1 pseudogene is annotated in these 16659 nt (G+C 75.2%); it reads left to right on the forward strand.

Features of this window, described 5'->3' with window-relative positions:
• Positions 1-43: 43 nt before the first annotated feature.
• Positions 44-16639 (forward strand): annotated as a pseudogene (locus ACFWA9_RS01605) (type I polyketide synthase); the annotation flags it as partial.
• Positions 16640-16659 lie beyond the last annotated feature (20 nt).

Here is a 16659-nt window from a genome sequence, read left to right on the forward strand (position 1 = left end):
CACTGTGGATAACCAAGAGAAACTCTTCGACTACCTCAAGAAGACCGCGGCCGAGCTCCAGGAGACGCGCAAGCGCCTGCACAAGCTGGAGGCCGGCGAGTACGAGCCGCTGGCGATCGTCGGCATGGCGTGCCGCTACCCGGGCAACGTGGAGACCCCGGAGGACCTCTGGGAGCTGCTGGCGGCCGGCGGCGACGCGGTGGGCGAGTTCCCCACCGACCGCGGCTGGGACCTGGAGAGCATCTACGACCCGGACCCGGAGAAGTCCGGCCGGTCGTACACCCAGTCCGGGGCCTTCGTGAAGGACGCCAGCGGATTCGACGCCGCGTTCTTCGGGATCAGCCCGCGGGAAGCCGTCGCGATGGACCCGCAGCAGCGCCTGCTGCTCGAAGTCGCCTGGGAGGCGCTGGAGCGCGCGGGAATCGACGCGGGAACGCTCAAGGGCAGCCGGACCGGCGTCTTCGTCGGTGGTTTCACCTCGAACTACCTGGTGAACCTGGAGCTGGCGGAAGGGGGCACGGCCGGGCTGGAAGGCCACATGATGACCGGCAACCTGACCGCCGTGCTCTCCGGCCGGGTCTCGTACGTCATGGGCCTGGAGGGCCCCGCCGTCACGGTGGACACGGCGTGCTCCTCCTCGCTGGTCGCGCTGCACCTGGCCTGCCAGGCGATCCGCGCCGGGGAGTGCTCGATGGCACTCGCCGGCGGTGTGACCGTGCTGGCGCAGCCCGGCATGTTCGTCGAGTTCTCCCGCCAGCAGGGCCTGTCGGTGGACGGCCGCTGCCGCGCCTTCTCCGACGACGCGAACGGCACCGGCTGGGCCGAGGGCACCGGCATGCTCGTCGTGGAGAAGCTCTCCGACGCGCGCCGCAACGGGCACAAGGTGCTCGCGGTGATCCGCGGCTCGGCGATCAACCAGGACGGCGCGTCCAACGGTCTGACCGCCCCGAACGGCCCCTCGCAGCAGCGGGTGATCCGCGCCGCGCTGGAGAGCTCCCGGCTGTCCGCCGCCGACATCGACGCGGTGGAGGCCCACGGCACGGGCACCAAGCTCGGCGACCCGATCGAGGCGCAGGCGCTGCTGGCGACGTACGGCCAGGAGCGCGGCGGCGGGCAGCCGCTCTGGCTGGGGTCGGTGAAGTCCAACCTCGGACACACCCAGGCCGCCTCCGGGGTGGCCGGCGTGATCAAGATGGTGATGGCGCTGCGCAACGGCCGGTTGCCGCGGACGCTGCACGTCAACGAGCCCACCCCGCACGTCGACTGGTCCGCCGGTGAGGTGGAGCTGCTGACCGAGTCCGTCCCGTGGCCGGCCGGCGAGCGGGTCCGCCGCGCGGGCGTGTCGTCGTTCGGCGGCAGCGGCACCAACGCGCACCTGATCCTGGAGGAGGCACCCGCCGAGGAGGACGCGGCCGAGCCGGTGGAGGCGGCGCCGCGGGTCGTCTCGGGCGCCGGCGCCTGGCCGGTGTCGGGCCGTTCGGCCGAGGGGCTGGCGGCGCAGGCCGGCCGGCTGCGGGACTGGGTGGCGGCGCGGCCGGAGGCGGAGCCCGCGGACGTGGCGTGGTCGCTGGCGACCATGCGCGCGACCTTCGAGCACCGCGCCGTGGTCGTGGGCGGGGACCGCGCGGAGCTGGCGGCCGGGCTGGAGAGCCTGGCCGACGGTGTGCCCAGCGGCGCCGTCGTCGCGGGCGTGGCCCGGGCCGACGCGCGGCCGGTGTTCGTCTTCCCCGGTCAGGGTTCGCAATGGCTCGGCATGGGCCAGGAGTTGGCGCGGTCGAGCCCGGTGTTCGCGGCGCGCCTCGCGGAGTGCGAGGCGGCGCTGGCGCCGTATGTGGACTGGTCGCTGGGTGACGTCCTGGCCGGCGCGCCCGGCGCTCCCGAGTTGAAGGCGGCGGATGTCGTCCAGCCGGCGCTGTGGGCGGTGATGGTGTCGCTGGCGGCGGTCTGGGAGGCCGCCGGGGTGGCACCCGAGGCGGTGGTCGGCCACTCGCAGGGCGAGATAGCGGCGGCGACCGTCGCGGGGATGCTGTCGCTGGAGGACGGCGCCCGGGTGGTGGCGCTGCGTTCTCAGTCGTTGAAGGTGCTGGCCGGTCTCGGCGGGATGCTGTCGGTGAGCCGGAGCGCCGCGGTGGTGGAGGAGCGGATCGCGCGCTTCGGTGAGCGCCTGTCGCTGGCGGCCGTCAACGGGCCGTCCGCGGTGGTGGTTTCGGGTGAGCCGGAGGCGCTGGAGGAGCTGAAGGCGGAGTTCGAGGCCGAGGGCGTGCGTGCCCGGATGGTCGCGGTGGACTACGCCTCGCACTCGGCGCAGGTCGAGCGGCTGGAAGCGGAGATCATGTCCGTGCTGGCCGCGGTGGCTCCGCGTCCGGGCCGGATCCCGATGGTGTCCGCGATGACCGGGGAGACGCTGACCGGTGAGGAGTTGGACGCCGCCTACTGGTACGGCAGCCTGCGCGCCACGGTGCACTTCGACCGGGCGGTGCGCACGCTCGCCGGTCAGGGGCACCGGGTGTTCGTCGAGGTCTCCCCGCACCCGGTGCTGCTCGGTGCGATGACCGAGTCGCTGGAGGAGGTCACCCAGGAAGCCGGGCCGGGCGCGGTGCCCGCCGCCGTCTGCGGCACGCTGCGCCGTGACGACGGCGGCGCGACCCGCCTGGTCACCTCCTTCGCCGAGGCGTTCGTCAGCGGCGCGGCCGTCGACTGGGCCGCCGTGCTCCCGGCCGGACCGGGAGTGGACCTGCCGACCTACGCCTTCCAGCACGAACGGTTCTGGCCCAAGGGCACGCTGGGCGAGCTGCGCTCCGCGCGCCCGGGCGGCGGCGACGCGCTGTCGCTCGGCCTGGGCGCGGTGGGCCACCCCATGCTCGGCGCGGTGGTGGAACTGGCGGGCGGCGCGGGCCTGGTGTGCATGGGCCGGGTGTCGCTGCGCACGCACGCCTGGCTGGCCGACCACGCCGTCGGCGGCGTCGTCCTGCTGCCCGGCACCGGCTTCGTGGAGCTGGCGGTGCGCGCCGGTGACCAGGTGGGCTGCGGCCTGCTGGAGGAACTGACGCTGCACGCACCGCTGGTGCTGCCCGCCGACCGCGGCGGGGTCCAGCTCCAGGTGGTCGTGGCCGCGCCCGACGCCGAGGGCCGCCGCGGGGTCGAGGTGTTCTCCCGCCCCGAGGAGACGGCCGCCCCGCAGGCCTGGGTCCTGCACGCGAGCGGTGTGGTCGCCCCCGCCACCGCGGCCGGGCGGACCGACGAGGACTTCCTGGTGTGGCCGCCGAAGGACGCCGCACCGGTGGACATCACCGACGTGTACGCGGTGCACCTCGCCGAGGTGTACGGCCCGACGTTCCACGGTCTGCGGGCCGCCTGGCGCCGGGGCGAGGACGTCTTCGCCGAGGTCGCGCTGCCCGAGGAGGCGGCGGCCGAGGCCGGCGCGTTCGGCCTGCACCCGGCGCTGCTCGACGCCGCCCTGCACGCCTCGCTGCTGGCGGAGCCGGTCGTCGAGGCCGAGCCGGGCCAGGTGCCGATGCCGTTCGCGTGGACCGGCGTCGAGCTGCACGCCGGTGGCGCGTCGGTGCTGCGGGTGCGGCTGCGCCAGGACGCCCAGGGCGGTGTGTCGCTGACCGCCGCGGACGCCACCGGCGCACCCGTGGTGTCGGTGGGGTCGCTGGTGAAGCGACTCGTCGCGATGGACCAGCTGCGCTCCGCGCAGAACGAGTTGAACGACTCGCTGTTCGTCCAGGAGTGGACCGAGGTGCCCGCCGGCGCCGCCCCGGCCGGCGAGTGGGCGCTGATCGGCGCCGACCGCTTCGGGCTGGTCGACGAGCTGGGCGCCGCCGCTGTGCCGGTGCGCGCCTTCGCCGGCATCGCCGAGCTGGCCGCCGCCGTCGAGACGGGCGAGGCCGCCCCCGGCACCGTCCTGCTGTGCGCGGACGCCCTGCTCGGCGGGGACGCGGACCAGGGCGCCGGCCTCCCGGACACGGTGCGCCGGGCCGGTGCCGAGGCACTGCGGCTGGTGCGCGAGTGGCTGGACGAACCACGCCTGGACGCCGCGCGGTTGGTGGTCGTCACCCGGGGCGCCGTGGACGCCGGCGGCGAGCCGGTGACGGACCTGGCGGCGGCCTCCGTACGGGGGCTGCTGCGGTCCGCCCAGGCCGAGAACCCGGGCCGGCTGGTCCTGGCCGACCTCCCGGCCGTCGAGGCCGGCGCCCGAAGCGCGCTGCTGACCACCGTGGTCGGCGGCGACGAGCCCGAGCTGGCGATCCGCGGCGAGGCCGCCTACGGTCGGCGCCTGACCCGACCCTCGGGCGAGCTGGAGGCGGTCAGCTGGCCGGCCGACCCGGTGGCCGACCCGGCGGCGCGTTCGCTGCTGGTGACGGGCGGCACCGGGACGCTGGGCGGGCTGGTCGCCAAGCACCTGGTGGCGACCGGCCGGGCCGGCGGTGTGGTGCTGACCAGCCGCTCCGGCCCGGCCGCCGCCGGAGCCGCCGCGCTGGCGGCCGAGCTGGCGGAGCTGGGCGTCTGGGTCCGGATCGTCGCGTGCGACGCGGCCGACCGGGACGCGCTGGCCGAGGTGCTGGACCGGATCCCGGCCGAGAACCCGCTGGGCTCCGTGGTCCACTCGGCCGGCGTCGTCGACGACGGCGTGATCGCCTCCCTGACGCCGGAGCGGCTGGCGGCCGTCATGCGGCCGAAGGTCGACGCGGCCTGGAACCTGCACGAGCTGACGGCTGGGCTGGACCTGGAGCGCTTCGTCCTGTTCTCGTCCGCGGCCTCCACCTTCGGCGCGGCCGGCCAGGCCAGCTACGTGGCGTCGAACTCCTTCCTGGACGCCCTGGCCGGGTACCGCCGGGCCGCCGGCCTCGCGGGGATGTCGCTGCAGCTCGGCCCGTGGATGCACGAGGCGGGCATCGGCCGGAACCTGGACCGGACCTCGCTGTCGCGGATCGACCGCGGCTTCGTCCCGCTCGGCGCCGAGGACGGTCTGGTCGTCCTGGACGTGGCGCTGGCCCGGGACGAGGCGGTGCTGATGCCCGCCCGCCTCGATCTGGCGGCGCTGCGGGCGCAGGCCGCCGGCAGCGCGGACGTCCCGCCGCTGTGGCGCACGCTGGCCGGGGTGTCCGTCCGGCGCACGGCCGTCTCGGCCGCCGCCACCGGCACCGGCGCCGACGCGGCCGAGGCGCTCCGGCGCCGGCTCGCGGCGGTCTCCGGCCCCGAGCGGGACCGGGTGCTGCTGGACCTCGTCCTCGCCCATGTCGCCGCCACGCTGGGGCACGCCTCGGCGGACGCGATCGACACCGGCCGCCCGTTCACCGACGTCGGCTTCGACTCGCTGACCGCCGTCGAACTGCGCAACCGCCTGAACGCCGAGACCGGCCTGCGGCTGCCCGCGACGCTGGTCTTCGACTACCCCACCCCGACCGCGCTCGCCACGCTGCTGCGCGGCGAGCTGGCCGGCGACCTGCCCGCCGTCGCGGCACCCGCCGCACCGGTGGCCACCGGCGCCGCGGACGAGCCCATCGCGATCGTCGGCATGGCCTGCCGCTTCCCCGGCGGCGCGGCCAGCCCCGAGGAGCTGTGGCGCCTGCTGGCCTCGGGCTCGGACGCGATCGGCCCGTTCCCGCGCGACCGCGGCTGGGACTTGGAGAGCCTCTACCCGGACACCGACCCGCACGGCGAGTCGTACACCCAGGCCGGCGGCTTCGTCCAGGACGCCAGCGCCTTCGACGCGGGGTTCTTCGGCATCTCGCCGCGTGAGGCGCTGGCGATGGACCCGCAGCAGCGGCTGCTGCTGGAGACCTCCTGGGAGGCGTTCGAGCGGGCCGGGATCGACCCCGCGTCGCTGCGCGGCAGCCAGACCGGCGCCTTCGTCGGCGGCTACAGCTCCCGGTACGCGACCGACGTCCAACTGGAGGGCACCGAGGTCGTCGAGGGCCACCTGGTGACCGGGAACGCGACCAGCGTGCTCTCGGGCCGACTGTCCTACACCTTCGGCCTGGAGGGCCCGGCGGTCACGGTGGACACGGCGTGCTCCTCCTCGCTGGTGGCGCTGCACCTGGCCGCCCAGGCGCTGCGTTCCGGTGAGTGCTCGCTCGCCCTGGCCGGCGGGGCCACCGTCACCGCCACCCCCGGGGTGTTCGTGGCCTTCGCCAAGGCCGGCGGCATCTCGATGGACGGGCACTGCAAGTCCTTCGCCGCGGCGGCCGACGGCTCCGGCTTCGCCGAGGGCGCGGGCATGCTCGTGGTGGAGCGGCTGTCGGACGCGCGGCGCAACGGGCACAAGGTGCTCGCGGTGATCCGCGGTTCGGCGATCAACCAGGACGGCGCGTCCAACGGTCTGACCGCCCCCAACGGTCCCTCCCAGCAGCGGGTGATCCGCGCGGCGCTGGCCAGCGCCCGGGTGTCGCCCGCCGACGTGGACGTCGTAGAGGCGCACGGTTCGGCGACCACGCTGGGCGACCCGATCGAGGCACAGGCGCTGATCGCCACCTACGGCCAGGACCGGCCGGAGGGCCGGCCGCTGTGGCTGGGCTCGGTGAAGTCGAACATCGGGCACACCCAGGCCGCGGCCGGTGTGGCCGGGGTGATGAAGATGGTGCTGGCGCTGCAGAACGAGCAGCTCCCGCAGACGCTGCACGTGGACGAGCCGACCCCGCACGTGGACTGGTCGGCGGGCGAGGTGCGGCTGCTGACCGAGCCGGTGGCGTGGCCCACCGGCGAGCACGTCCGCCGGGCCGGCGTGTCCGGCTTCGGAATGAGCGGTACCAACGTGCACGTCATCCTGGAGGAGGCGCCGGCCGCGGTCGCCGAGGAGGCGGAGGCCCTGGACGAGCCGGCCGGTGAGGCCGGGGCGGTGGCGGTGCTGGAGCCGGCCGGGCCGGTGGCGTGGCCGGTGTCGGCGCAGTCGTCGGAGGCGTTGGCGGGTCAGGCGGATCGGCTGCGGGAGTGGATCGGGGCGCGGCCGTCGTTCGAACCGGTGGATGTGGCGTGGTCGTTGGCGGCGACGCGGTCGGTGTTCGAGCACCGGGCGGTGGTGGTCGGCGGCGGGCGCGAAGAGCTGCTGTCCGGACTGGGCAGCCTGGTGGCCGGGTCCCGTGCGGCCGAGGTGGTGTCCGGTATTGCCCGTTCGGGTGGTCGGACGGCGTTCGTGTTCGCGGGTCAGGGTGCGCAGTGGGTCGGTATGGGCCGTGAACTGGCCCTGTGCAGTCCGGTGTTCGCGGCGCGTCTCGCGGAGTGTGAGGCGGCGCTGGCGCCGCACGTGCCGTGGTCGCTGAGCGAGGTTCTGGCGGGTGCGCCGGGTGCGCCGGAGATCGAGTCGGCTGATGTGGTGCAGCCGGTGCTGTGGGCGGTGATGGTGTCGCTGGCGGCGGTGTGGGAGGCCGCCGGTGTGACGCCCGACGCGGTGGTCGGTCACTCCCAGGGCGAGATCGCCGCGGCCACGGTGGCGGGGATGCTGTCCCTGGAGGACGGTGCGCGGGTGGTGGCGGTGCGGGCTCGGGCGCTGACGGGTTTGTCGGTGCAGGGTTCGATGGTGTCGGTGGTGATGCCGTCGCAGGCGGTGCGGGAGATCGTCGAGGGCTGGGGCGAGCGCCTGTCGGTGGCGGCGGTGAACGGTCCGGCTGCGGTGGTGGTGTCGGGTGAGCCGGAGGCACTGTCGGAGTTCGAGCGTGAGTTGGCTTCGCGCAAGGTGCTGCGGTGGCGGATCCCGGCGACGGACTTCGTGGCGCATTCGCCGGCGGTGGAGCCGTTGGAGGCGGTGCTGGCAACGGAGCTGGCCGGGATCGTCCCGAAGGCGGGCCGTGTCCCGATGATCTCCACGGTGACGGGCGAGTGGCTGACCGGCACCGAGGTCGACGCCGCCTACTGGTTCGCGAACCTGCGGCGGATGGTCCGCTTCGAGGAGGCCGTTCGCACGCTGCTGGGCGGCGGTTACGGCTCGTTCGTCGAGGTGTCCACGCACCCGGTCCTGACGGCGGCGGTGGCGGAGACGGCCGAGGACGCCGGTGTCGCCGACGTCCTGACGGTGGGCACGCTGGAGCGTGACAACGCGGGCGCCACACGCCTCCTCACCTCGCTCGCCCAGGCCTACGTCGGCGGTCTCGCGGTGGACTGGAAGGTCGTGCTGCCCGCCGCCGAGACAGTGGAGCTGCCGACCTACGCCTTCCAGCACCAGCACTACTGGCTCCAGTCCGCCGCAGCGCCGTCCCCACTGGGCGGCGACGGTGCGAGCACGGCGGCGGAAGCGCAGTTCTGGGCCGCCGTCGAAGGCGGCGACCTGGCCCACCTCACCGAGGCGCTGGCCATCGAGGACCAGCAGCTCATCGAGGTGCTGCCCGCGCTGGCGTCCTGGCGGCGCCGCGAGCGGGACCGCTCGGTCACGGAGGCCTGGCGCTACCGGGTGACCTGGTCTCCGGCGACCGTCCCCGGCGGCCTCGCCCGGCTGTCCGGCCGGTGGCTGGTGGTGCTCCCCGCCGGGGAGACCGACGGCGATGTGGCCCAGGGCTGCGTGGCCGCCCTGTCCTCCCGCGGCGCCGAGCTCGTCTTCGTCGAGGTCCCGGCCGGGACGGTCGACCGGGCGGCTCTCGCCGCACTGCTCGGCGAGACGCTGCGGGGCACCGGGGAGGTGTCCGGCGTGCTGTCGCTGCTCGCGACCGACGAGACCCGTCTGCCGGACCACCCGGTGGTGACCGTGGGCCTGGCCGCCACGCTGGGCCTGGTGCAGGCGCTGGGCGACGTCGAGGTCGTCGCGCCGCTCTGGGTCCTCACCCGGGGCGCCGTGGCCACCGCCCCGAACGAGGTGCTGACCAGCCCGCTGCAGTCCCAGGTCTGGGGCTTCGGTCGGGTCGTCGGACTCGAATACCCCGACCGCTGGGGCGGGTTGATCGACCTCCCGCCCGTCCTGGACGAGCGGACCGGCTCGCAGCTGGTGGCCGTACTGGCCGGCTGCGACGAGAACCAGGCCGCACTCCGCCCGGCCGGGATCGTGGGCCGCAGGCTCACCCACGCCCCCCAGCCGGCGGCGGCCGGGACGTGGCGGCCGACCAACGGCACCGCGCTGATCACCGGCGGTACCGGCGCGCTCGGCGGGCACGTGGCCCGCTGGCTGGTCGGACGCGGTGTGGAGCGCCTGGTGCTGACCAGCCGGTCCGGCGCCGGCGCCGCCGGTGTCGCCGCGCTCGCGGCCGAACTGGCCGCCCGGGGCGCCCGGGTGGACGTGCTGGCCTGCGACGCGGCCGACCGGGCCGACCTGGCCGGCCTGCTCGACCGGATCGCCACGACCGGACCCGCGCTGGGCACCGTGGTGCACACCGCGGCGGTGCTGGACGACGGCGTGATCGACGGCCTCTCGGCGGCGCGCCTGGAGTCCGTGCTCGCGGCCAAGGCCGCCGGTGCGGCCTACCTGGACGAGCTGACAGCCGACCTCGACCTGGACGCCTTCGTCCTGTTCTCCTCCGTGGTGGCCACCACGGGCGGCCCGGGCCAGGCCAACTACGGTGCGGCGAACGCCTACCTGGACGCCGTGGCCGAGAACCGGCGCAGCCGCGGCCTGGCCGCGCTCGCCGTGGCCTGGGGCCCGTGGGCGGCCGGCGTGGCGCAGGGCTCCGAGGCGGCCCGGCAGCGGCTGGCCCGCAACCAGTGGGAGGGCGTGATGGACCCGGACCTCGCGGTCCGGGCCCTGGGCGAGGCCCTGGACTGCCGCGACACCGTGCTGACCGTCACCAACATCGACTGGTCCGTCATCCTCGCGCAGCCGCAGCCGGCGGCGAGCCTGCTGACCGTCCCCCTGATGCGGGACCTGCCGGAGATCCACCGGCTGGCCGCCCTGCTGGCCGAGGTCCCGGCCGCGCCGGTCGAGCAGGACCTGGTCCGCCGACTGGCCGGGATGAGCCGGGCCGAGCAGCGCCGGGTGCTGACCGAACTCGTCCAGGCCAAGGCCGCCCACGTGCTCGGCTACGCCTCGCCCGAGGCGGTCGAGACCAACCGCGCCTTCAGCGAACTCGGCTTCGACTCGCTGACCGCGGTCGAGCTGCGCAACGACCTCAGCTCCGCCACGGAGCTGCGGCTGCCCGCGACCCTGCTGTTCGACTACCCGACCGCGGCCGCGCTGGCCGACTACCTGGAGGCGGAACTGCTGGGGGCGGTGCCGGACGGCGCCGGGACGCCGGCGGCCGTGCCGGCCACGATCGCGGCCGACGAGCCGATCGCGATCGTCGGGATGGCCTGCCGCTACCCCGGCGGCGTGGTCGACCCCGACGGGCTGTGGGCGCTGCTGGCCTCCGGCGGAGACGGGATATCCGGCTTCCCGGACGACCGCGGCTGGGACCTGGAGGCGCTCGGCGAGTCCTCGTACGTCAGGTCCGGAGGGTTCGTCCAGGACATGAGCGGGTTCGACGCCGGCTTCTTCGGCATCAGCCCCCGCGAGGCGCTGGCGATGGACCCGCAGCAGCGGCTGCTGCTGGAGCTGTCCTGGGAGGCGGTGGAGCGGGTCGGCATCGACCCGGAGTCGCTGCGCGGCAGCGCGACCGGCGTCTTCGTCGGCGGCTACACCTCCGGCTACGGCTACGGCGCGGACATCGAGGGCATGGCCCACCTGATCACCGGCAACGCCACGAGCGTGCTGTCCGGCCGGGTCTCCTACGCGCTCGGGCTGGAAGGCCCGGCGGTGACGATCGACACGGCCTGCTCGTCGTCCCTGGTGGCGATGCACATGGCCGCCCAGGCGCTGCGCTCCGGCGAGTGCTCGATGGCGCTGGCCGGCGGTGTCACCATCCTGGTGTCCCCGGAGGGCTTCGTCGGCTTCAGCGAGCAGAGCGGACTGGCGGCGGACGGCCGCTGCAAGGCCTTCTCGGCCGACGCGGACGGCATGGGCTTCGCCGAGGGCGCGGGCGTCCTGGTGGTGGAGCGGCTGTCCGACGCGCGGCGCAACGGGCACCAGGTGCTCGCGGTGCTGCGGGGCAGCGCGACCAACCAGGACGGTGCGTCCAACGGTCTGACGGCGCCGAACGGTCCGTCCCAGCAGCGGGTGATCCGGGCCGCGCTGGCGAACGCCGGCCTCACGGCCGCCGATGTGGACGTGGTGGAGGCGCACGGGACGGGTACCAAGCTGGGTGACCCGATCGAGGCGCAGGCGCTGCTGGCGACCTACGGTCAGGACCGTGGTGCCCGGAAGCCGCTGTGGCTGGGGTCGGTGAAGTCCAACATCGGGCACACCCAGGCGGCGGCCGGTGTGGCGGGTGTGATCAAGATGGTGCTGGCGTTGCAGCACCAGGAGCTGCCGAGGACGCTGCACGCGGACGATCCGTCGCCGCACGTGGACTGGTCCGCCGGTGAGGTGGAGCTGCTGACGGAGGCGGCGCCCTGGCCGAGCAACGGCCGGGTGCGGCGAGCGGGGGTGTCCTCGTTCGGTCTGAGCGGCACCAACGCGCACGTCATCCTGGAGGAGGCCCCGGCGGTCGCCGAGCCGGCCGATGCCGGGAACGACGCCGGGAACGACGGCCGGGGCGACGTCCCGGACAAGGTGGTCGAGCCCGGTGCGGTGGGCGCCTGGCTGGTGTCGGGCCGCTCGGCCGAGGGCCTCACCGCGCAGGCGGGCCGGCTGTACGACTGGGCGGTGGCACGGCCGTCGGTGGAACCGGCGGAGGTGGCGTGGTCGCTGGCGACGACGCGGTCGGTGTTCGAGCACCGGGCGGTCGTGCTGGGCGACGGGCGCGGTGAGCTGGTGGCCGGGTTGGAGAGTCTGGCGGCCGGTGTGCCGTCGGGTGCGGTGGTGTCGGGTGTGGCGCGGCCGGGTGCGCGGGTGGTGTTCGCGTTCGCCGGTCAGGGTTCGCAGTGGGTCGGGATGGGCCGTGAACTGGCGGCGTGCAGCCCGGTCTTCGCGGCGCGGCTCGCGGAGTGCGAGGCGGCGCTGGCGCCGTATGTGGACTGGTCGCTGGCCGATGTCCTGGCCGGTGTAACGGAGTTGAAGGCGGCGGATGTCGTCCAGCCGGCGTTGTGGGCGGTGATGGTGTCGCTGGCGGCGGTCTGGGAGGCCGCCGGTGTCAAGCCTGCTGCGGTGGTGGGGCATTCGCAGGGTGAGATCGCGGCGGCGACGGTGGCCGGGATGCTCTCCCTGGAGGACGGTGCCCGGGTGGTGGCGCTGCGTTCGCGGTCGCTGAAGGTGCTGGCGGGGCTCGGCGGCATGTTGTCGGTGAGCCGGAGCGCCGCGGTGGTGGAGGAGCGGATCGCGCGCTTCGGTGAGCGTGTTGCCCTGGCGGCGGTCAACGGTCCTTCGGCGGTGGTGGTTTCGGGTGAGCCGGAGGCCTTGGAGGAGCTGAGGGCGGAGTTCGAGGCGGAGGGTGTCCGGGCCCGGATGGTCGCGGTGGACTACGCCTCGCACTCGGCCCAGGTGGACCGCCTCGAAGCGGAGATCACCGAGGTCCTGGCCGGTATCGCGCCGCGCCGGGGCCGGGTGCCGATGGTGTCGGCGATGACCGGGGAGACGCTGACCGGTGAGGAGTTGGACGCCGCCTACTGGTACGGCAGCCTGCGCGCCACGGTGCACTTCGACCGTGCGGTGCGCACGCTCGCCGGTCAGGGGCACCAGGTCTTCATCGAGGTGACTCCGCACCCGGTGCTGCTCGGTGCGATGAACGACACGCTCGAAGAGGTCGCGCTGGACTCCACCGCGCTGCCGGCGGCCGTCTGCGGCACGCTGCGCCGCGACGACGGCGGTGCCCAGCGCCTGCTGGCCTCACTCGCCGAGGCCCATGTCAACGGCGTGGCGGTCGACTGGACGACGGTTCTGCCCTCTGCCGACCTCGTCAAGCTGCCCACGTACGCCTTCCAGCACGAGCGGTACTGGCCGCGTGCGGCCGGACCGGCCCTGGGTGGGGACGCGGTGTCGCTGGGTCTGGGGGCGGTCGGTCACCCGCTGCTGGGTGCGGCGGTCGAACTGGCCGGTGGTGCGGGCCTGGTCTGCACCGGGCGGCTGTCCGTGCGGACGCACCCGTGGCTGGCCGATCACGCGATCGGTGGGGCGGTGCTGCTGCCGGGGACCGGCTTCGTCGAGATGGTGGTCCGGGCCGGTGACCAGGTGGGCTGCGGCCTGCTGGAGGAGCTGACGCTCCAGGCGCCGCTGGTGCTGCCCGCCGACGGTGGCGGGGTGCAGGTCCAGGTCGTGGTGGCCGCCGCCGATGCGGACGGCCGCCGCGCGGTCGAGGTGTTCTCCCGCCCCGACGGGCAGGAGGAGTGGGCGCAGCACGCCGGTGGCGTCGTCGCTCCCGCCGGGGAGGCGCCGGTAACGGAGGAGGACTTCGCGGTCTGGCCTCCGCACGGGGCCACGGCGGTCGACGTGACCGGCATCTACGAGGCCGGCGCCGGGGCGTCCTACGGCTACGGCCCGGCGTTCCGGGGGCTGCGCGCGGTGTGGCGCCGGGGCGAGGACCTCTTCGCGGAAGTGGCACTGCCCGAGGGCGTGGCCGCCGATGCGGGCGCGTTCGGCCTGCACCCGGCGCTGCTGGACGGCGTGCTGCACGCCAGCGCCCTGGTCGCCGGGGCCGAGGACGAGGGCCAGGTGCGGTTGCCGTTCGCGTGGACGGGTGTCGAGCTGCACGCGGCGGGTGCGTCCGTGCTGCGGGCCCGGCTGCGCCGGGATGCGCAGGGCAGTCTGGTGCTGTCGGCGGCGGATGCCACGGGTGCGCCGGTGGTCTCCGTCGAGTCGCTGATCACCCGTCCGGTGTCGGCCGAGCAACTCCGGTCGAACGATGCCGGGGTGGCGGATTCCCTGTTCACCGTCGAGTGGGCACCGATCGCCGCTGCCGAGGCTTCGGCCGGGGCGTGGGCGCTGATCGGCGCCGACCGCTTCGGTCTGGCCGAGGCGCTGGAGGCCTCCGGCGTTCCGGTCCGCTCGTTCACGGACCTGGCCGGCCTGGCCGCCGCCACCGAGGCGGGGGAGATCGAGCCCGCCCTGGTGTTGGCCTGCGCCGGTGCCCAGGTGGAGGGAGACAACGCGGCCGAGGCCGCCCGCCGGGCGACCGGCGACGCCTTGGGCCTGGCCCAGACCTGGCTGGCCGAGGAGCGTCTGGCCGAGGCCCGGCTGGTGGTCGTCAGCCGAGGGGCCGTCGCTGCCGCGGCCGGTGAGCGGATCGCCGATCTGCCCGCCGCCGCCGTCTGGGGCCTGCTGCGCTCGGCGCAGTCGGAGAACCCCGGCCGGCTCGTCCTGATCGACCTGCCGACCGGCGCGGGCGCCGAGCAGATCGCCCTCCTCCCGACGGCACTTGCCACCGGCGAGCCGGAGCTCGCCGTTCGCGGCACCCTGGCCCACGCACGGCGCCTGGCGCGCCCGGCGGGCGAGCTGGCGGTGCCCGAGGGCCCGTGGCGGCTGGAGCCGGACGCCGGCGGTTCGCTGGAGGGCCTCGTGCTCGCGGCGGCGCCGCAGGCGGGTGACGTGCTGGAGGCCGGGCAGGTCCGGGTGGCGGTCCGCGTCGCCGGGCTGAACTTCCGGGACGTACTGATCGGCCTGGGGATGTACCCGGGCGGCGGTGTGATGGGCAGTGAGCTCGCCGGAACGGTGCTCGAAGTCGGCTCCGGAGTCTCCGGGCTGGCCGTGGGCGATCGGGTGATGGGTGTCGCCGAGGGCGCGTTCGGCCCGGTGGCGGTCACGGACGCCCGGCAGCTGGTGCGGATCCCGGAGGGCTGGACCTTCGCCGAGGCCGCGTCCGTCCCGAGCGCGTTCATGACGGCCTGGTACGCCCTGGTCGAACTGGCCGAGGCCAAGGCCGGCCAGCGGGTGCTCGTGCACGCGGGTACCGGCGGCGTCGGCATGGCGGCGGTGCAGCTCGCCCGGCACCTGGGCCTGGAGGTGTTCGCGACCGCGAGTCCGGCCAAGTGGCCGGTGCTGGCCGCGATGGGCCTGGACGAAGCGCACATCTCCTCGTCCCGCGATGCCGGGTTCGAGGCGGAGTTCCTCGCCGCGACCGGCGGCGCGGGCCTGGACATCGTGGTCAACTCCCTGGCGGGCGAGCTGACGGACGCCTCGCTTCGGCTGCTGCCGCGCGGTGGGGCCTTCGTCGAGATGGGCCGCACCGACGTCCGGGACGTGGAGGCCCTGGCCGTCCAGTACCCGGGGGTCTTCTACCGGCCCTTCGACCTGGGCGAGGCCGGGCCCGAGCGGATGGGCGCGATGCTCGGCCGGATCGTCGACCTGATGGCCGCCGGCACGCTGACGAAGCTGCCGGTCCGGGCCTGGGACGTGCGGCGGGCGCGTGAGGCGTTCCGCTTCATGCAGCAGGCGCGCCACACCGGCAAGCTCGTCCTCACCGTCACCGCCGGCCCGGCCGAACCCCGCGAGCGCGGCAGGTCGGCGCTGGTCACGGGTGGCACGGGCACGCTCGGCGGCCTGGTGGCCAGGCATCTGGTGACCACCGGGCGGGCCGACGGGCTGGTGCTGACCGGCCGTTCCGGCCCGGCCGCGCCGGGCGCGGCCGCGCTCGCCGCGGAGCTGGCGCAGTCGGGCGCGTCGGTGGACGTGCTCGCCTGCGACGCGGCGGACCGCGACGCCCTGGCCGCCGTCCTGGCCGGAGTCCCCGCCGGGGCTCCGCTGACGACCGTGGTCCACACCGCCGGTGTCCTGGACGACGCGACCATCGCGTCGCTGACCCCCGAGCGGGTGGCCGCCGTGATGCGGCCCAAGGCCGACGGTGCCTGGAACCTGCACGAACTCACCCTGGGGCTGGACCTGGAGCACTTCGCCCTGTTCTCCTCGGCCGCGGCGACCTTCGCCAGCCCCGGTCAGGGCAACTACGTGGCGGCCAACGCGTTCCTGGACGCGCTGGCGGCCGACCGCCGGGCGGCCGGACTGCCCGCCACCTCGCTCGCCTGGGGCATGTGGGCCGAGGCCAGCGCACTGACCGGGCGGCTCAGCGACTCCGAGCGCGCCCGGATCAACCGCGGCGGCGTCGCCGCGCTCAGCGCGGACGAGGGCCTGGCGCTGCTGGACCTGGCGCTCGCCAGGGACGAGGCGGTGCTGGTCCCGGCCAAGCTCGACCTGGCCGGGCTCCGGGCCCAGGCCGGCCGCGCCGCCGACGTCCCGCCGCTGTGGCGGGCCCTGGTCGGCGGCGGGACGGGCCGGCGCCACGCCGCCTCGGGCGCCGTCGGTGCGGACTCGCTGCGCAAGCAGCTGGCCGGGGTGTCGGAGCCGGAGCGGCTGCGGCTGCTCGTCGACCTGGTCCGGGCCCACGTGGGCGCCGTGCTGGGGCACGCCTCCGTCGAGGCGGTCGAGTCCACCCGGGCCTTCACCGACCTGGGCTTCGACTCGCTCACCGCGGTCGAACTGCGCAACCGCCTGGGCACCGCGAGCGGACTGCGGCTGCCGGCCACCCTGGTGTTCGACTACCCCAACCCCACGGAACTGGCCGGGCTCCTGCTGGAGAAGCTGCTGCCGGAGCTCGCCGAGCACGGCGAGGCGGACGCGGCCGAGGAGAAGCTGCGGAAGGCCCTCGCGACCGTCCCGCTGTCCAGGTTCCGCGATGCCGGGCTGATGGAGGCGCTCATGCGGCTCGCCGACGTCCGGGACGCCGCGCTGATCGGCGACCAGGGCGAAGAGGCCGAGGCCATCGACGAGTTGGACGCGGACAGCCTGATCCGCCTGGCCCTGGACGGCGAGTCGGAGTGATGTTGATGATGCTCGATGCG

The sequence above is a fragment of the Kitasatospora sp. NPDC059973 genome, assembly GCF_042737525.1.
In the GTDB taxonomy this organism is placed as follows: domain Bacteria; phylum Actinomycetota; class Actinomycetes; order Streptomycetales; family Streptomycetaceae; genus Kitasatospora.